The sequence below is a fragment of the Sphingomonas trueperi genome (assembly GCF_040545665.1).
GTDB classification, from domain to species: Bacteria; Pseudomonadota; Alphaproteobacteria; order Sphingomonadales; family Sphingomonadaceae; genus Sphingomonas; species Sphingomonas trueperi_B.
This window is the reverse complement of the sequence record NZ_JBEPMH010000003.1, coordinates 22,980-41,084: the sequence shown is the minus strand read 5'-3', so window position 1 is coordinate 41,084 and position 18,105 is coordinate 22,980. Positions and strand designations below refer to the sequence as shown.

Sequence of the window (18,105 nt, the reverse complement as noted above, 5' to 3'; positions counted from 1 at the left end):
AGCCTTGACGGAGCCCCCAATGGATCCCGGCTTTCGCCGGGATGACGAAGCTTGGGGTCCGATCGGTTCCTGCCGCCGCGCCTCGGCATTACGCCTCGACCGGAAGCCTTGTCTCCGTTTCCATCGGGACGCTCCTGAGCTCGTCGGTGAACTTCTTGAGCCACCACATCACGTCCTGCTCGTCGACGCCGGCCTTCAGCGCCTGCCAGCGCTCGATCCGCTCTTCCAGCGACATGTTGAGCGCCTGGCAGATCGCGTCGGATACTTCCTCGGCGCTATAGGGGTTCACCAGCAGCGCCTGCTCCATCTGGATCGCGGCGCCCGCGAACTTGGAGAGGATCAGCACGCCGGGATCCTTGGGATCCTGCGCCGCGACATATTCCTTGGCAACGAGGTTCATCCCGTCGCGCAAGGGCGTGACCAGGCCGATCTTCGCGGCGCGGTACACGCCCGCGAGCACGTCGCGCGGATAGCCCTGGTTGACGTAGCGCAGCGGCACCCAGTCGAGATCGGCATGCGCGCCGTTGATCTTGCCCGACAGCCCTTCCAGCGTGTTGCGGATGCGCTGATAGGTCTCCACCGTCGCCCGCGACGGCGGCGCGATCTGGAGCAGATACACTTCCTTGCGCTGCTCCGGATAGGTGGTGAGGAAGCGCTCGTAGCCGAGGAAGCGCTCCTCCAGCCCCTTGGAATAATCGAGCCGGTCGACGCCGACGATCAGCGAACGGCCGACCGAGCTGGTCCGCATCTGCTCGAAGGTCTCGCGCGCGGAATCGCTTTCGGCCAGCGCCGCGAACTCCTTGGCGTCGATGCCGATCGGGCAGGCGACGAGCTTCACGCTCTTCAGCCCGATGCGCAGCACGCCGTCGGGCTGCACCACCGCTTCCATCTCGGCGCGGGCGAAGTCGATGAAGCTCTCCATCCATTCCTGGGTGTGGAAGCCGATCACGTCATAGGCGAACAGCGTCTCGATCAGCTCGTGCGCCTTGGGCAGGCTGGAGAGCAGGCGGCGCGGCGGCCAGGGGATGTGGAGGAAGAAGCCGATCCGGTTCTTGCAACCGCGGCGGCGCAATTCCTGGCCGAGCGGGAACATGTGATAGTCCTGCACCCACACCACGTCGTCCGGCTCGATCAGCGGGCGGACGGTCTCGGCGAAGCGCTCGTTGACCCGTTGATAGCCGCCCGCGAAGCCGCGCTCGTACTCGGCGAGGTCGATCCGGTAGTGGAACAGCGGCCACAGCGTTCGGTTGGCATAGCCGTTGTAATATTCGTCGATATCCTGCTCTTCGAGGTCGACCGTGGCGGTGGTCACCCCCTCGTTGCGCTGCATGCTGATCTGGCCGGTGAACTGGTCGGTCTGCTCGCCGGACCAGCCGAACCAGATGCCGCCATTTTCGCGCAGGGCGGCGGCGAGCGCGACGGCCAGGCCCCCTTGCGCGCCGGAGTTGGAGCCGTTGGGCGCGGTGACGCGGTTCGAGATGACGATAAGGCGGCTCAACGGATCGAACTCCAGGGTTTGCTCAGCAGGACGGCACAGTTGATCATGCCGACCAGCGAGTAGGTCTGGGGATAATTGCCCCACAATTCCCCGGTCACGGGGTCGATGTCCTCGGAGAGCAGACCGGCGGCGGTGCGCCGGGTGAGCATCTCGTCGAACAGGGCGCGCGCTTCGTCGGTGCGGCCGGTGATGTGCAGCGCTTCGATCAACCAGAACGTACAGAAGTTGAAGGCGGTTTCGGGCAGGCCGAAATCATCCTCGGTATCGTAGCGCAACATCGTCGAGCCGCGGCGCAGCCCGGCCTCCACCGCCTTCAGCGTCGAGACGAAGCGGGGGTCGTCGGGCGCCAGGAAGCGCATCTCCAGCAGCTGGAGCAGGCTGGCGTCGAGATCGTCGCCCGAGAATGTGGCGGAGAAGCGGTCCGTCTTCGCGCGCCACGCCTTGTCGAAGATCGTCGTGCGGATCGTGTCGGCGCGGTTCTGCCAGAAGTCGCGGCGCTCCTCGAGGCCCAGGACATGCGCGGCATTGGCGAGCCGGTCGCACGCCGCCCAGCACATCGCCACCGAATAGGTGTGGACGCTTTGGCGCGTCCGCAGCTCCCACAGCCCGGCATCGGGGGAGTCGTGATATTGCCAGGCGCGTTCGCCGACGCGCTCCAGCGATTCGAAATCCTCGACGCTGGCGATGCGATATAGCCGCTGGTCGAAAAAGGCCTGGACGTTGGACAGGACGATCTGGCCATAGGCGTCGTGCTGGACCTGCTCATAGGCCTGGTTGCCGACGCGGACCGGGCCCATGCCGCGATAGCCGGCAAGGTCGGGCGCCTCGCGCTCCACCAGCGTCGGCTCGCCCAGCACGCCGTACAGCGGCTGGATATGGCCGCCGCGCGGCTCGGCGCGGGCATCGTCGACGATGTTGCGCAGATAGCCGAGATAGGTCTCCAGCACGTCGAGCGCACCGAGCCGGTTGAGCGCCTGCACGGTGTAATAGGCGTCGCGGATCCAGCAGTAGCGATAGTCCCAGTTGCGCTGCGAGCCGGCATGTTCGGGGATCGACGTGGTGAGCGCGGCGACGATCGCGCCGGTCTCCTCGTGCTGGCACAGCTTGAGGGTGATCGCCGAGCGGATCACCACCTCCTGCCATTCGAGCGGGATGTTGAGCCCGCGCACCCAATGCTGCCACTCGGCGATGCTGTTGAGCAGCATGTCGTCGACCGTCTCGGCGACGTCGCCGCTGAAGCTCTCGTCCGGCCCCAGGAAGAAGTGCAGCGGCTTCTCGATGCGGAACACGCGCTCTTCCTCCACCATGCCGACCGGCGCGGTGGTGGTGAGGCGCAGCGTCATCGGCTCGACCAGATAGCGCAGGTGGTTGGAGCCGCCGATGCGGGTCTTGCAGCCCTTGCCCCAGCCGCAGGTGGGGCGCAGCTTCACCCGGATGCGCGGGCTGCCCGCCACCGGCTTGACGATGCGCGCGAAGGACACCGGGCGGTACACCCGACCCAGCCGCTGGAAGCGCGGGCAGAAATCGGTGACTTCGATCGCGTTGCCGGCCGCATCGGTATGGCGGCTGACCAGGATCGGGGTGTTGCGCAGATAATGCTGCTCGACCGAGACAACGCCTTCGAGCGCGATGTCCCAATAACCGCCATCGGGCTCCTCGCCGCCGACCAGCGCCGAGAAGAGCGGGTCGCCGTCGACGCGGGGCACGCAGCCCCAGACGAAGCGTCCGCTGCGGTCGATCAGTGCGCTGACCTGGCAATTGCCGATCGGCCAGAGATCGAGATTGGTCATGCATGGACTCCGGCGGCAGTGGCGAGCCAGGCAAGCACGCCGGACACGTCGTCGATGCGGTAGCGCGCATCGGTGGGGCGGGGATCGCCGACCAGCACACCCGCGCCGCCGAGCAGCGCGACCGCGGAAAAGCCGGGCTCGTCGGTCACGTCGTCGCCCAGGAAGACGGGGCGGCCGGCGGCGAAGCGCGGGTCGGCCATCAGCGTGCGGATTGCGCTGCCCTTGTCGCCGCCCGCGGTGCGGACCTCGACCATCATCTTGCCGTGCTGGAGATAGAGGCCGTGCTCGGCGGCGAGTTGTTCGCCCAGCGCCATGGCGTCGGCTTCGAGCGCCGGGTTCAGCCGGTAATGGACGGCGGCGCCCAGCGGCTTGTCTTCGAGGATCGCGCCGTCGTTGCTCTCGGTGAAGGCGCGCATCGCGTCCAGCGCCGCAACTAGCCCGGCGGGGCGCTCGGCCTGTTCGCGGCGACCATCGGACCAGCGGAACTCCATGCCGTGGCTGCCCACGACGGAGGGCGCACGCTCGCCGAACAGGTCCGCCAGATCCCCGGCGGGGCGGCCGCTGACCAGTGCCAGCCGGCCGTCGAGCTTTTCTTCCAGCGCACGGATCAGGTCGACCAGCACGGGCGCGACCACCACGCCGTCCGGGCGGTCGGCGAGTTCAACCAGTGTGCCGTCGAAATCGAGGAACAGGCTGGCGGTATCGAGCAGATCCGCCGGGGGCGGCATCAGCAGAACGGGGTCCCGGTCGGGCATGCAACTCCTCATCGGGGCGCCAGCAGGTGGGCGCCTCCACAGGATCGTTACGCGCGCGGGACCGATCCGTTCCCCGATTGGTCGGATTCATGCTGCACCTGCGTCGTGCCGAAGCGCAGCGACAGGCCATGGTACAGCCGTTCCTTGGAGACGATCTGCGCGGTGAAGTCGGCGATCAGCGCGGCGGCGAGCAGCGGCAGCATCAGCCCGCGGCTGGCGGTGGTCTCGGCGATGATGATCACCGCGGTCAGCGGCGCGCGGACGACGCCGCTGAAATAGGCGACCATGCCCAGCAGCACGATCGTCCCGCCCGGCGCGGTGGGAAACATCGGCCGCACGAGATCGCCGACGCCCGCGCCCACCGAGAGCGAGGGCGCGAAGATGCCGCCGGGGATGCCGGCTATGGCGGTGGCGAGCGTCGTGGCGAACTTGGCGGGGGCATACCACCACGGGATCGCGCCGTTGGTGATGGCGCTGCGGGCAGCGTCATAGCCGGTGCCCCAGGTGAGGCCGGTCGTCACGCCCAGCACCGCCACGACGAGCCCGCAGGCCGCGGCGAAGAGCAGCTTGTGGCGGCGGACCGCGACCAGCGGCCGCCAGTCCGATCCGCCCGCCGCGAGCATCAGTCGCGCGAACAGCCCGCCGGCGAGGCCGCCCACAACGCCCGCGACGGGCGCGGCGAGGATCGCCTGGCGCAGCGGCAGCGTGTCGCGCATCGCGCCGAAATAGACATAATCGCCGGCGATGCCGAGGCTGGTCATGCCCGCGATCAGCACGGCCGCCATCACCAGCACCGCCATGCGCTGCTCATAGGCGGCGGCGAGTTCCTCGATCGCGAAGGCGACCCCGGCGAGCGGCGTGTTGAACGCCGCCGCGACGCCTGCCGCACCGCCGGCGATGAACACCGAAGCGCGGATCGGCACCCGCGCGAGCCGGTGCGCATAGCCCATGATCGCGGCGGCGACCTGCACCGTCGGCCCCTCGCGGCCGGTCGAGGCACCGACCAGCACCGCGCCGATGGTGAGGATCAGTTTCAGCACCACGGTCTTGGCCGAGGTGAGGCTGTTCATCGCGTCGTCGGGGTCGCGCGTCGCCGCCATCACCTGCGGGATGCCCGAACCGGTGGCGTCGGGCGCGAAGCGGCGCGTCGCCCAGGCGAACAGCGCGAAGCCGGCGGGAGTGAGGAGCAGGGGCAGCCACCACCAGGTCTTTTCGAGGCTGGTGAACCGGCGCGCGGCCCAGTCGGCAGCCTCCGCAAAACCGAAGGCGACGAGGCCGATGACGATCGCACCGCCGAGAAAGGCGACCCGGCGCCGCCAGGTCTGCGCGGTAGGGCCGTGCCGGCGCACGATCGCGCGGACGCGGCGGGTGGTCCGGTGGTGGTCCATGCACTCCCTCAGCCTGCCCCCCGGCGGGGGTGCTGTAGCGGGGGAGGGAGGTGAGCGCTACCCCAAGATCCTCCCCGGCACGGGGAGGGGGACCGCCGCCGAAGGCGGTGGTGGAGGGGGGTCTCCACAAGGGACGTCCCTCGCGGCGATCCCCCTCCACCAAGCCGCTGCGCGTCTTGGTCCCCCTCCCCGTCCCGGGGAGGATCTAGATCACACGAACGCCGGCATCCCCGGCAGCAGCTTGTCCAGCGTCACCGGATACTCGCGCACCCGCACCCCGCAGGCATTGTGGATGGCGTTCGCCACCGCCGCGCCGACGCCGCACAGGCCGAGCTCGCCCACGCCCTTGGCCTTCATCGGCGACGTCGTGGGATCGGTTTCGTCGAGGAAGATCACTTCCTGGTGCGGGATGTCGGCATGGACCGGCACCTCGTATCCGGCGAGGTCGTGGTTGACGAAGAAGCCGAAGCGCTTGTCGACCGCCAGCTCCTCCATCAGCGCCGAGCCGACGCCCATCGTCATCGCCCCGATCACCTGGCTGCGCGCGGACTTGGGGTTGAGGATGCGCCCCGCCGCACACACCGCCAGCATCCGCCGCACCCGCACCTCGGCGGTGGCCGCATCGACTGCGACCTCCACGAAATGCGCGCCGAAGGTCGACTGCTGGTACTTCTTGGCGAGGTCGCCATAGTCCATATAGTCCTCGGCGACGAGCTCGCCGCCCTTGGCCGCCTCGGCCAGCGCGACGCTGCGGTTGCCCGCGCGGACCTTGCCGTCCTCGAACACCACGTCGGCCGAGTTGAAGCCGAGCGCCGCGGTCACCTTGTCGCGCAGCATCGAACAGGCGGCATAGACGCCCGCGGTCGAGCTGTTGGCGCCCCATTGCCCGCCCGAGCCCGCCGAGGCCGGGAAGCTGGAATCGCCCAGCCGCACCACCACCGTGTCGAGCGGCACGCCCATCATCTCCGCCGCGGTCTGGGCGATGATGGTGTAGGTGCCGGTGCCGATATCGGTCATGTCGGTCTCGACCGTGACCACGCCCTTGCCGTCGAGCCGCACCCGCGCGCCGGACTTGCCGTTGAGGTTGTTGCGGAACGCTGCGGCCATGCCCATGCCGATCAGCCAGCGACCCTCCCGGATGGCACCCGGCGCCTTGGCGCGCTTGGCCCAGCCGAACTTGTCCGCGCCGATCCGCATGCACTGGATCAGCTGGCGCTGCGAGAAGGGGCGGTTGGCGGCCTCGGGATCGACCTGGGTGTCGTTGCGCGCGCGGAATTCCACCGGGTCCATCCCCAGCTTCTCCGCCATCTCGTCCATCGCGATTTCGAGCGCCATCAGGCCCGGGGCCTCGCCCGGCGCGCGCATCGCATTGCCCTCGGGAAGGTCGAGCACCGCCAGCCGCATCGACGTCAGCCGGTTCTCGCCGGCATAGAGCAGGCGTGTCTGGCTCACCGCCGTCTCCGGCCCGCCGCCGGGCAGGTCGCCCGACCAGCTCTCATGGCCGATCGCGGTGATCTTGCCGTCCTTGGTGGTGCCGATGCGGATGCGCTGAATCGTCGCCGGACGGTGCGTGGTGTTGTTGGCGATCAGCGGGCGCTGGAGCGATACCTTCACCGGGCGTCCCGCCGCCTTGGCGCCGAGCGCCGCAAGGATCGCGTCGGTGCGGACGAACAGCTTGCCACCGAACCCGCCACCGACGTAGGGCGACATTAGTCGCACCTTCTCCTTCGGAAGGCCCAGCGTGCGCGCCACGTCACCCTTGCCCCAGTTGATCATCTGGTTCGAGGTCCACAGCAGCAGCTGGTCGCCGTCCCACTTCGCGGTGGAGGCATGCGGCTCCATCATCGCGTGCGAATGATCGGGCGTGGTGTAGCGCGCATCGAGCTGGACGGGGGCGCTTTTGAAAGCGCCGTCGAAATTGCCGACCTTGCTTTCCGCGGGACCGCCAAAGCCTTCCTTGGGCAGCGTCGCATTGCCCATCTCGGCTTCGAGATCGAACCGGCCCTTGCCGCGCGCATAGTCGACGCGGATCAGCGACGAGGCGGCGCGGGCCTGCTCGAAGGTCTCGGCCACCACCAGCGCGATCGCCTGGTGGTAATGTTCGATCTCGGGCCCGCCGAGCAGGTTGGCGGTATTGAAATTGCCCTTGGTCAGCTTGCCGGCATTTTCGGCGGTGACGATCGCGAGCACGCCCGGCGCGACCTTGGCAGCGCTGAGGTCCATGCCGGTGATCCGTCCCTTGGCGATCGCCGAGCCCAGCACATAGCCATAGGCCGCGCCGGGTGCGACATCGTCCCGTTCATAGGCATAGGGCGCGCGGCCGGTAGTCTTGAGCGGACCGTCGATCCGGTCGGTGGCCTTGCCGACCACCTTGAGGCGGTCGATCGGGTTGGTCGTGGCGGGGGTATCGAACTTCATGGCTCAGCCCCTTGCTTCGCTCAGCACCGCGGCGAGCGTGCGCTCGGCCAACTGGAGCTTGAATGCGTTGTCGTGCGTCGGCGTGGCGCCGGTAAAGGCGATCTTGGCAGTCGCGGCGGCACCCTTGGGGAGCGCGGCCTCGGCGGCTTCGACCCGCCACGGCTTGTGCGCCAGGCCGCCGAACGCGACGCGGCCGGTGCCGTCCTTCTGCACCACCGCCGCTACCGAGACGAGCGCGAAGGCATAGGATGCCCGGTCGCGCACCTTGTGGTAGAAATGCTTGCCGCCCAGCGGCTTGGGCAGGGTAACCGCGGTGATCAGCTCGCCGGTTTGCAGCGTGTTGTCGATGTGCGGCGTGTCGCCCGGCAGGCGGTGGAAGTCGGCGATGGCGATCTTGCGCGTGGCACCGTCCGGCTTCACCGTCTCGATGGTTGCATCGAGCAGGCGCATCGCGATGGCCATGTCGCCCGGATAGGTGGCGATGCACGCCTTGCTGGTGCCGATCACCGCGAGCTGGCGGCTGAATCCGCCGATCGCCGCGCAGCCGCTGCCGGGCTTGCGCTTGTTGCAAGGCTGGTTGGGGTCGTAGAAATAGGGGCAGCGGGTGCGCTGGAGCAGGTTGCCGGCGGTGGTCGCCTTGTTGCGCAGCTGGCCCGAGGCGCCCGCGACGATCGCGCGGGTCAGCACCGCATAGTCGCGGCGTACCCGCTTGTCGGCGGCGAGATCGGTGTTGCGGACCAGCGCGCCGATGCGCAGCCCGCCGTCCGACGTTTCCTCGATTCGATCGAGCGCGAGCTTGTTCACGTCGATCAGGTGCGCCGGCGTCTCGATCTCGAGCTTCATCAGGTCGAGCAGGTTGGTGCCGCCGGCGATGAACTTGGCGCCAGGGGTCTTGGCGGCGAGCGCGGCGGCGTCGGCCGGGCTGCTCGCGCGGGTATAGTGAAAAGCCTTCATGCCTGCCTCCGCCCCGCGGCTTCGCGGATCGCCTCGACGATGTTGGAATAGGCGCCGCAGCGGCAGATGTTGCCGCTCATCCGCTCGCGGATCTCCATTTCTGAGAAAGCGGGCGAGGCGGCGACGTCGGCAGCGACATGGCTCGGGATGCCGGCCTTGATCTCGTCGAGAACCGCCACCGCCGAGCAGATCTGCCCCGGCGTGCAATAGCCGCACTGATAGCCGTCATGCTTCACGAAGGCCGCCTGCATCGGGTGCAGGTCCTCGGGCGTGCCCAGGCCTTCGATCGTGGTGACGCTGTCGCCGTCGTGCATCACTGCCAGGCTGAGACAGCTGTTGATGCGGCGACCGTTGACGATCACGGTGCACGCACCGCACTGGCCATGATCGCAGCCCTTCTTGGTGCCGGTGAGGTGGAGATGCTCGCGCAGCGCATCGAGCAGCGTGGTGCGGGTGTCGACGGTCAGCTCGGTCGCCTTGCCGTTGACCTTCAGCTGGACGGGCAGGGTGGGGGGCGTCTCCATCGGCGCGACCGGTTCCTTGTTGCTGGCGCTTGCGGGCAAGGCCGTCACGGCGGCGAAGCCTGCGCCGCTCGTCAGCAACCTCCGCCGCGATACGCCGATATCGCTTGGACTATCCATCTTGGGCATCCCCTGTGTGCATTTTTCCCCGTGCCTTAGCGCCTGATTGCCGGGGTTGTTCCGGCAACGACGCGGGCAGGATGCAATTGTCCTTTGCGTCTATCGGCTTTCCGGGTTCGCGGCAAATGTCTCGGCGTACACGGCGCGAGACCACCACCATTGCAAACGCGCAACAGCTCCGTGACATTTTGTTTCCGGTAATGTCTGTGCCGTTGCCATTAATGATGTAACGTGCAGACATGCCGCAATGCGAAGGCGCACGAAAGTTGCGCCAGCTACGGAGAAAATTTCAAACAAGGGGCTTTTGATGACGTCCACGCTCAGAACCTGTCTACTTGCGTCCACGATGCTGGTCGCGGGCATTGCTGCGCCTGCATATGCGCAGCAACAAAGCGTTCCCGAATCCGAGAGCCAAGCCGAGCCGGCCAGCGAAATCGTCGTCACCGGGTCGCGCATCTCGCGGCCCGATCTCGAGCTGGCCAGCCCGGTCAACGTGATCAGCCAGCAGGAAATCCAGTTCCGCCAGCCCGGCACCGCGGATGATCTGCTGCGCAACCTGCCGGCGATCCGCCCGTCGATCGGCGCGGGCGTCAACAACGGCTCGGACGGTTCGTCGACGCTCAACCTGCGCGGTATCGGTGAGCAGCGCACACTGGTGCTGCTCGATGGTCGCCGTCTCGTGCCCTATGGTCTCGACGGCCTGACCGACACCAACAACATCCCTGTCGCGCTGCTGCAACAGGTCGAGGTGCTGACCGGCGGCGCGTCGTCCACCTATGGCGCGGACGCGGTTGCGGGCGTCGTCAACTTCATCACCCGCCGCGACTTCTCGGGCATCGACGCCTCGGCGAGCTACCGCGTGTCCGAACGTGGCGACAGCCAGCGCTTCAAGGCTGATCTCGTCGTCGGCGGCAACTTCGCGGACGGCCGCGGCAACGTGGTGCTCAGCATCGGCTATACCAAGGCCGATCCGCTGCTCCACCTCGATCGCAAGATCAGCGCAGTGCCGATCAGCTCGACCACCGGCGCGTTCGCCGGCTCCAGCACGGCGCAGGTGACGATCTTCGGTTCGCCCGGCGTTGCCGCGCTCGGCCTCGGCCCCAGCGATTTCGGCGCGGTGGTGAACCCGACGACCGGGCTGCTTCAGTCCGCGACCGCGAACGACACCTACAACACCAATATCGGCACCTATTTCCAGACGCCGCTCGACCGCATCAACGCCTATTCGGCGGGCTATTACAAGATCACCGATGCGATCGAATTCTACGGCTCGGCGATGTTCACGCGGAATCAGATCGCGACCCAGCTCGCCTCCTCGGGCACGTTCAACAACACCTACCAGCTGGGCCTGAACAACCCTTATCTGCCGGTCGGAATACGCAACCAGCTCTGCACGGCAAGCAAGATCTCGGCGGCGGACTGCGCGACGGCAGCGGCGGTGCAGGGCGGCCCGGGCACGGCCGGGTATCGCGAGATCCCGGTGGTCGCGCAGCGCCGCTTCACCGAATTCGGTCCCCGCGGCAACCTGTTCGAATCGCAGATGTTCCAGATCCAGGGCGGCTTCCGCGGCGAGATCACCACGGGCCTGAAGTACGATCTCTCGGCGCAATATGGCGAGACGACGCAGAACCAGACGCGCCAGCGCTGGGGCTCGTTCAGCAAGGTCCAGCAGGCGCTGCGCGCCTATCGCGATGCGAGCGGGACGATCCGCTGCGTCGACACCAGCAACGGCTGCACCGCGCTCAACCTGTTCGGGCCGAACGGCTCGATCAGCTCGGCCCAGGCGGCGTTCGTCAACCTCGACGCGATCATCAACCGCAAGGTGCGCCAGACGGTCGTCACCGGCAGCATCTCGGGAGACCTGTTCGCGTCGCCGCTCGCCGCCAGCAAGATCGCGTTCGCGGCCGGCGGCGAATATCGCAAGATCACCGCTGCCAGCCAGCCCGACGGCCCGTCGCAGGTGCAGGGCGAAGTGCTCGGCACCGGCGCGCGCACGCCGCCGGATACCGGCCGCTACAGCGTGAAGGAAGTGTTCGGCGAGGTGATCGCGCCGCTGATCGAGAACCAGCCCTTCCTCTACAAGCTGACCGCGGAAGCGGGCATCCGCTATTCCGACTACACCACCACCGGCGGCAGCACGACGTGGAAGGCCGGCGGCACCTGGGAACCGGTGCAGGGCTTTAAGTTCCGCGGCACCTATCAGGTCGCGGTCCGCTCGCCCAACATCCAGGAACTGTTCCAGTCGCCGGTGCAGGGTCTGGGCAACCTGACGCGTGACGTGTGCGCCGGCACCGGCGTGCTGAGCAACGCGCCGCTGGCGGCACTCTGCGTCGCCACCGGCGCGCCGGCAGGCACGATCGGGTCGATCGCGCAGCCGAGCTCGGGCCAGATCAACAACACCACCGCCGGCAACCGCGACCTGGACGTGGAGAAGGCCAAGACCCTGACGCTGGGCGGCGTGTTCACGCCGACCTTCCTCAAGGGCTTCTCCGCGACGGTTGACTATTTCCGGATCAAGGTGTCGAACGCGATCACCCAGCCGGCACAGGCCGACATCCTGAACGGCTGCTATTCGGCGACGCTCAACCCGAGCTTCACGAACAACGCCTTCTGCGCGCTGATCCGCCGCAATCCGCTGACCGGCACGCTCAACGGCGCGGGCGAGACCCCGGGCGTGATCCTGACCTATTCGAACCTGGGTCTGATCCGTACGGCCGGCATCGATCTCGGCGTCAACCAGCGCGTGCTGCTGGACGACATCGGCATCAAGGACAGCGGCGCGATCACGATCGGCTTCAACGGCACCTGGCTCGATTATTATCGCTTCCAGGCGAACCCGAACTCGATCGATCGGAACTGCACCGGTCGCTACAGCGCCGGCGGCTGCACCAATCCGCGTGCCAAGCTGCGCTGGAACGGTCGCCTGACCTATGATCGTCCGGGCTTCGACGCCTCGCTGCTGTGGACCCACATCAGCCATGTCAGCCTGGAAGACCCGATCGGCAGCATCCTGCCGCAGTTCGCCCGCATCCCCGCCTACGACTATTTCGATCTGTCGTTCGGCGTGCGGCCGACCAAGAACCTCAGCCTGAACCTGACGGTGAACAACCTGCTCGACAAGGATCCGCCGCTGGTCGGTTCGGGCGTCGGTGGTACGTCGTACAACAGCGGCAACACCTTCCCGACGATCTACGATCCGATCGGCCGGTCCTACACGCTGGGTGCGCGCCTCACCTTCTGACGCTTTCCCAAAAACATAAATGTCTCCCAACACCTAGGGCGGCGGGCCGAAAGGTCCGCCGCTTTTGTGTCGGGGTCAGTCCTGCTGGTCGGACAGGTCCATGAAGTTGCGCGCGGCTTCGCGATCGGCCTCGTCCTCGAAGGTGACGTCGAGATCGGGCGCGCTGCCGAGCATGAACAGCAGCGCCCATAGCGCGAAGCGGCGGGCGCGATCGGTCTCGAGGCCGAGATCGACCTTCATCCGCTCGATGCCCGAGGCGAGCGCGGGCGGGGTGAGGGCGCCGAGATCGGCGGTGCCGAAATAGCGGACTAGCTGGTCGTCGAGTTGCATGGCCCTGCGCCTACGCCTGCGCGGTGCGGGCGGCAAGGATACGGGACATTCCCAAGCGACGCGCCTCCCACAGCGGTGCATGCGCGGGGGCATGTGGACCTATCATCCCGATCTGCTCGCCACGCCGGTGCCGCGCTACACCAGCTATCCCACCGCGGCCGAATTCCACGAGGGCGTGGGACAGGCGGACATGGGCGCCGCGCTCGACCGGGTGGAGGCGGATGCCGAGCTGTCGCTCTATCTCCACATCCCCTTCTGCCACGAGATTTGCTGGTATTGCGGCTGCAACACGGGGGCCGCCAATCGCACCGCGCGGCTCGACGCCTATCTCGCCCGGCTCTCGGAGGAGATCGAGCTGGTCGCGCGGCGGCTTGGCGGGCGAGGGCGGGTGGGCCGTATCGCGTTCGGCGGCGGCAGCCCCAACGCGATCACCCCCGAGGCCTTCCTGCGGCTGGTGGCACAGACCAGGGCGGCGTTCGGTGCCGGCGCCCCCGTGCTGTCCGTGGAAGTTGATCCCCGGGGCTTCGATGCCGCCTGGGCCGGCGCGCTAGCCGAAGCGGGCGTGACCCGCGTCAGCCTCGGCGTGCAGACCTTCGATCCCGCCATCCAGGCGGCGATCGGCCGGGTCCAGCCGCGCGCCGATATCGCGGTCACCGTCGACCTGCTGCGCCACGCCGGGGTGGAGTCGATCAATTTCGACCTCATGTACGGCCTGCCCGGCCAGACCGACCGAGCACTCGCCGAGTCGATCGACGAGAGCCTGGCGATGCGCGCCGATCGTCTCGCCGTATTCGGCTATGCCCATGTGCCGCACCTGATCCCGCGCCAGCGCCGTATCGACGCGAGCGCGCTCCCCGGCGCCGAAGCCCGCTTCGCCCAGGCCGCGCTGGCGCACGACAGGCTGGTAGCGGACGGCTACGCCGCTATCGGCTTCGACCATTTCGCCAAGCCCGGCGACGCGATCGCGGTGGCCGCGCGCGAAGGCCGGCTGCGGCGCAACTTCCAGGGCTTCACCGAGGACGAGGCCGAGGTGCTGATCGGGCTGGGCGCCAGCGCGATCAGCCAGTTCCCGGACGTGCTGGTGCAGAACGAGAAGAATGCCGGTCGCTGGCACATGGCCATTTCCTCCGGCCGGCTTGCCGCCGCGCGCGGGGTGCGGCGCTCGCTCGACGACCAGTGGCGGGCGGCGGCGATCGAGGAGCTGCTCTGCCAGGGCCGTGCCGATCTGGGCGGCATCGCCGGCCGCGCGGCGATCGCGCTGCGGCTCGCGCGGTTCGCGGCGCTGAACCTGGTGCGCTGGGAAGGCAGCGTGCTGCTGCTCGCGCCGGAGGCGCTGCCCTATGCGCGAGTGATCGCCAGCGCGCTCGACAGCCATCGTGATGCTGCCGCCACCCGCTTCAGCAGTGCGGTGTGACCCCATACCATCTCAGGGAATCTACCCAGCCTTCGGTGTATAGCTTCGGTTAATGCGGCCCCCTATAAGGCGCGGGCCCGTCACGCGCCGGGGACAGGTTCGCGCGTTTCGAAAGAGCATCGATGTCGCGTCCCGTATTTTTCGACCCCACCGGCAGCCGCAAGCGCTGGACGATGCGCACGGTGTTCGCGCTGATCGGCGGCGTGCTCGTCGCCGCCGTCGTGTTCGCCGCCACCATCGTCAACGTGCCGCCCGCGCAGGACCTGCCGGTGCGGTGGGAGAATGCCAAGCCCGCGGCGCTGCGCTCGCTCAGCGCGCGCGGCCAGCCGCGCGCGCAGCGCTGGCTGCCGGGCGGCTCGGCGAAGAAGCCGGGCGCACCGCTCACCGTCGGCTTCTACGTGCCTTGGGATCCGGCAAGCGCCGACTCGCTCCGCCGCAACATCGGCGATCTCGACTGGGTGGTGCCCGCCTTCGTCTCGGTGACCGGGGCCAACCATGCGATGCAGGTGCTGGACGATCCCAAGTTCGCCAGCATCGTCGCCGCCGCGCCGCGCCGTCCGCGCGTGCTGCCGATGGTGCAGAACGTCTCCGACGAAGCCTGGGACACCGCCGGCTCGGCCAAGCTGATGGCCAGCCCGGCCGCCCGCGCCAAGCTGGCGCGCGACCTCGCCGCGATGGTCCAGGCGCGCAACCTGCCCGGCCTGGTGATGGATTTCGAGAGCCTCCAGCCCAGCTCGCTGCCCGGCTATGTCCAGCTGCTCGACCAGATCAACAAGGCGATGCCCAAGGACAAGCTGCTCGCGGTCACCGTGCCGGCGGGCGACAGCAACTGGGACCTCAAGCGCTTCGCCGCGGTCACCGATCGCGTGATCCTGATGGACTATGACGAGCACTGGCAGGGCGGCACCGCCGGGCCGATCGCCTCGCAGCCCTGGTTCGTCGACGAACTGCGCCGGGCAGTGGCGACGGTCGGCGCGAACAAGCTGATCGTCGCGCTCGCCAGCTACGCCTATGATTATCACGGCGACGGCACCGACGCGATGAGCATCGAAGAGGCCTGGTCGGCGGCGCGCGACAGCGACGCCAAGGTCACCTTCGACAAGACCAGCGGCAACAGCGCCTTCGCCTATGACGAGGACGGCAAGCACCACGAGATCTGGATGGTGGATGCCACCGCGACCTGGAACCAGCTGCAGGCGGTCCGCGCCGCGGGCGTGGGCAGCGTCGCCCTGTGGCGGCTGGGTACCGAGGACGCGGGCGTGTGGACCGCGCTGCTCGCCTATCGCCATGGCGGCCGTCCCGACCTTAGCCGGATCGTGCCGGCGACGAACGTCGACGTGGAAGGCCCGGGCGAGATCCTGCGGGTCACGCGGACGCCGACGGTGGGCGAGCGCGCGATCAGCTTCGATGCCGCCAACATGATCCGCGACGTGCAGTATCCGGTGCTGCCGACGCCCTATGTCGTGATGCGCACCGGCGCCTCGAAGCACGAGATCGCGCTGACCTTCGACGACGGCCCCGATCCCACCTACACCCCGCGCATCCTCGACATCCTGAAGGCCGAGCATGTGCCCGCGACCTTCTTCATCATCGGCGAGAACGGCCTGCAGCATCCGCTGCTGCTGCGCCGGCTGGTGGCGGAGGGGCATGAGCTGGGCAACCACACCTATACCCACCCGAACCTCGCCACCACCTCGGCGGCGAGCACCGCGCTGGAGCTGAACGCCACCCAGCGGCTGGTGCAGGCCTATACCGGCCGCGGCATGCGGCTGTTCCGCGCCCCCTATTTCGGAGACGCCGAGCCTACCACGCCGGACGAACTCGATCCCGCCGTGGTGGCGCAGAAGCAGGGCTACACCGTGGTCGGCCTCCACGTCGATCCGGACGACTGGAAGCGGCCGGGCGTCGATGCGATCATCCAGGGCGTGCTGACCGACGTGGCAGGCGCCGCGCCAGACCATTCCACCAACGTCGTGCTGCTCCACGATGGCGGCGGCAATCGCGAGCAGACCATCGAGGCGCTGCCGGTCATCATCCGCGAGCTGCGGGCGCGCGGCTATACCTTCGTGCCCGTCTCCAAGCTCGCCGGGCTCTCCTACGACGCGGTGATGCCGCCGATCCGCGGCAGCGACCTGCTGGCGGTGCGGGCGGACGTGGCGATCTTCGTCGCGCTCGCGGCGATCGCCTCGGGGCTGCGCTGGATGTTCTTCATCGCGATCACGCTCGGCATCGCCCGCGCGCTGATCCTCGCCGGGCTGGCGCTGCGCCAGCGGCTGCGCGAGCGCGGCGAGGCGCCGGTGTACGTGCCGACCGTGTCGGTGATCATCCCCGCCTATAACGAGGAGCGGGTGATCGAATCCTCGGTGCGCCGCGTGCTCGCCAGCGACTATCCGGCGATCGAGCTGATCGTCGCCGACGATGGCTCGAAGGATCGCACCAGCGAGATCGTCGCGGCGGCGTTCGGCGACGATCCGCGGGTGACGCTGCTGACGCTGGTCAATGGCGGCAAGGCCGCAGCGCTCAATCGTGCGCTGCAGCAGGCCAAGGGCGAGGTGATCATCGCGCTGGATGCCGACACCCAGTTCGAGCCCGAGACGATCCGCCGCCTCGCGCGCTGGTTCGCCGACGACAAGATCGGCGCGGTGGCGGGCAGCGCGCAGGTGGGCAACCGGGTCAACCTCGTCACCCGCTGGCAGGCGGTGGAGTATATCACCGCGCAGAATCTCGAGCGGCGTGCGCTCGCCGGGTTCAACGCCATCACCGTCGTGCCGGGCGCGGTCGGCGCCTGGCGGCGCGCGGCGCTCGATGCGGTGGGCGGCTATCCCGAGGATACGCTGGCCGAGGACCAGGACCTCACCATCGCGATCCAGCGCGCCGGCTGGCGGGTCACCTACGATCCCGACGCGGTCGCCTGGACCGAGGCGCCGGAAAGTTTCAAGGCGCTTGCCAAGCAGCGCTATCGCTGGGCGTTCGGCACGCTCCAGTGCCTGTGGAAGCATCGCGGCCTCTACCGCGACAAGCAGGCGCGCGGCCTCGCCTGGATCGGGCTGCCCCAGGCCTGGGTGTTCCAGATCATTTTCGCCGCGATTTCGCCGCTGATCGACCTCGCATTGGTCTCGGCGATCTTCGCCACCGGGGTGCGGATCGCCCAGCATGGCTGGGAACAGACCCGCGGCGATGTCGGCACCATGGCGATCTACTGGGTGGCCTTCACCGCGATCGACGTGGGCTGCGGTTGGGTCGCGTACCGCCTCAACAGCCGGCGGATCCGCTATCCGGCGCTGCTGCTGGTGGCGCAGCGCTTCGTCTATCGCCAGCTGATGTACTGGGTGGTGCTGCGCGCGATCAGCTCGGCACTCGGCGGCTGGTTCGTCGGCTGGGGCAAGCTGGAGCGCACCGGCCGAGTCGGTGCCGCGGGGCCAGCAGCGGCCGAATAGCCCGGGCACGCTGCCCGTGCAGGGGCTCCCGATGCGCCCGTTCCGCCACACCAGGCGGGGCGGGCGCTTCCGATTCCACGCCCCGTTGCTCCAGAATGGCGCGCAGGAATCCGTGTCCTTTCTGCATCACTTTCGGCTTTTCGGGCGTTGTCGGGAAGTTTTTCGCGGCGTTAACCTCGGGGTGGCCGCCTTGCGGTAACCTTCTCACCCCGCGGATTCCCACGCAGAATCCACGACAT

11 protein-coding genes are annotated in these 18,105 nt (G+C 68.3%); 3 read left to right on the top strand and 8 right to left on the bottom strand.

Features of this window, described 5'->3' with window-relative positions; translation table 11 throughout:
- Window positions 1-88: 88 nt before the first annotated feature.
- The 7 genes from ABIC65_RS10960 to paoA form a co-directional block, all read right to left on the bottom strand.
- A complete protein-coding gene (locus ABIC65_RS10960) occupies window positions 89-1,498 on the bottom strand; it encodes an alpha,alpha-trehalose-phosphate synthase (UDP-forming) (protein WP_064314073.1) in 1,410 nt (469 codons plus the stop codon).
- On the bottom strand, window positions 1,495-3,288 hold the full coding sequence (locus tag ABIC65_RS10955; RefSeq protein WP_354308660.1) for a glycoside hydrolase family 15 protein: 1,794 nt from the start codon (window positions 3,286-3,288) through the stop codon (window positions 1,495-1,497). The genes ABIC65_RS10960 and ABIC65_RS10955 overlap by 4 nt, the downstream gene beginning before the upstream one ends.
- Window positions 3,285-4,043: a trehalose-phosphatase gene (otsB, locus tag ABIC65_RS10950; protein ID WP_354308658.1), complete on the bottom strand. Its 759-nt coding sequence runs from the start codon at window positions 4,041-4,043 to the stop codon at window positions 3,285-3,287. Before otsB ends, ABIC65_RS10955 begins: the two co-directional genes overlap by 4 nt.
- A 47-nt stretch (window positions 4,044-4,090) precedes the next feature.
- Window positions 4,091-5,431: a chloride channel protein gene (locus ABIC65_RS10945; protein ID WP_354308657.1), complete on the bottom strand. Its 1,341-nt coding sequence runs from the start codon at window positions 5,429-5,431 to the stop codon at window positions 4,091-4,093.
- A 210-nt stretch (window positions 5,432-5,641) separates the two neighbouring features.
- Complete coding sequence (gene paoC, locus ABIC65_RS10940; RefSeq protein ID WP_354308656.1) at window positions 5,642-7,849, bottom strand: aldehyde oxidoreductase molybdenum-binding subunit PaoC; 2,208 nt, start codon at window positions 7,847-7,849, stop codon at window positions 5,642-5,644.
- Window positions 7,850-7,852: 3 nt separating this feature from the next.
- Window positions 7,853-8,803, bottom strand: coding sequence for an FAD binding domain-containing protein (locus tag ABIC65_RS10935; RefSeq protein WP_354308654.1), 951 nt, complete (start codon window positions 8,801-8,803; stop codon window positions 7,853-7,855).
- Window positions 8,800-9,444 carry an aldehyde dehydrogenase iron-sulfur subunit PaoA gene (gene paoA, locus ABIC65_RS10930; RefSeq protein WP_354308653.1) on the bottom strand — a complete coding sequence of 215 codons (645 nt, stop codon included), beginning with the start codon at window positions 9,442-9,444 and terminating at the stop codon, window positions 8,800-8,802. The genes ABIC65_RS10935 and paoA overlap by 4 nt, the downstream gene beginning before the upstream one ends.
- Window positions 9,445-9,751: 307 nt before the next feature.
- Here paoA and ABIC65_RS10925 point away from each other — a divergent pair, with 307 nt between their 5' ends.
- On the top strand, window positions 9,752-12,685 hold the full coding sequence (locus ABIC65_RS10925; RefSeq protein ID WP_354308652.1) for a TonB-dependent receptor domain-containing protein: 2,934 nt from the start codon (window positions 9,752-9,754) through the stop codon (window positions 12,683-12,685).
- Window positions 12,686-12,760: 75 nt separating this feature from the next.
- On the opposite strand, the gene ABIC65_RS10920 is transcribed toward ABIC65_RS10925, so the two are convergent.
- Window positions 12,761-13,015: a hypothetical protein gene (locus tag ABIC65_RS10920; RefSeq protein ID WP_125971779.1), complete on the bottom strand. Its 255-nt coding sequence runs from the start codon at window positions 13,013-13,015 to the stop codon at window positions 12,761-12,763.
- Window positions 13,016-13,106: 91 nt separating this feature from the next.
- Between ABIC65_RS10920 and hemN the strand changes: the two genes are divergently transcribed.
- Both hemN and ABIC65_RS10910 read left to right on the top strand, forming a co-directional pair.
- Window positions 13,107-14,429: an oxygen-independent coproporphyrinogen III oxidase gene (hemN, locus tag ABIC65_RS10915; protein ID WP_354308651.1), complete on the top strand. Its 1,323-nt coding sequence runs from the start codon at window positions 13,107-13,109 to the stop codon at window positions 14,427-14,429.
- Between the two features lie 122 nt (window positions 14,430-14,551).
- The gene (locus ABIC65_RS10910; RefSeq protein WP_354308650.1) at window positions 14,552-17,866 is read left to right on the top strand and encodes a glycosyltransferase; all 3,315 of its coding nucleotides are present in this window, start codon (window positions 14,552-14,554) and stop codon (window positions 17,864-17,866) included.
- Window positions 17,867-18,105 lie beyond the last annotated feature (239 nt).

What these genes read in the sequence shown, in the direction of transcription:
- ABIC65_RS10955 (WP_354308660.1), bottom strand. Translation starts at nt 3,288, where the DNA reads ATGACCAATCTCGATCTCTGGCCGATCGGCAATTGCCAGGTCAGCGCA.
- otsB (WP_354308658.1), bottom strand. Translation starts at nt 4,043, where the DNA reads ATGCCCGACCGGGACCCCGTTCTGCTGATGCCGCCCCCGGCGGATCTG.
- ABIC65_RS10945 (WP_354308657.1), bottom strand. Translation starts at nt 5,431, where the DNA reads ATGGACCACCACCGGACCACCCGCCGCGTCCGCGCGATCGTGCGCCGG.
- paoC (WP_354308656.1), bottom strand. Translation starts at nt 7,849, where the DNA reads ATGAAGTTCGATACCCCCGCCACGACCAACCCGATCGACCGCCTCAAG.
- ABIC65_RS10935 (WP_354308654.1), bottom strand. Translation starts at nt 8,803, where the DNA reads ATGAAGGCTTTTCACTATACCCGCGCGAGCAGCCCGGCCGACGCCGCC.
- paoA (WP_354308653.1), bottom strand. Translation starts at nt 9,444, where the DNA reads ATGGATAGTCCAAGCGATATCGGCGTATCGCGGCGGAGGTTGCTGACG.
- ABIC65_RS10925 (WP_354308652.1), top strand. Translation starts at nt 9,752, where the DNA reads ATGACGTCCACGCTCAGAACCTGTCTACTTGCGTCCACGATGCTGGTC.
- ABIC65_RS10920 (WP_125971779.1), bottom strand. Translation starts at nt 13,015, where the DNA reads ATGCAACTCGACGACCAGCTAGTCCGCTATTTCGGCACCGCCGATCTC.
- hemN (WP_354308651.1), top strand. Translation starts at nt 13,107, where the DNA reads ATGTGGACCTATCATCCCGATCTGCTCGCCACGCCGGTGCCGCGCTAC.
- ABIC65_RS10910 (WP_354308650.1), top strand. Translation starts at nt 14,552, where the DNA reads ATGTCGCGTCCCGTATTTTTCGACCCCACCGGCAGCCGCAAGCGCTGG.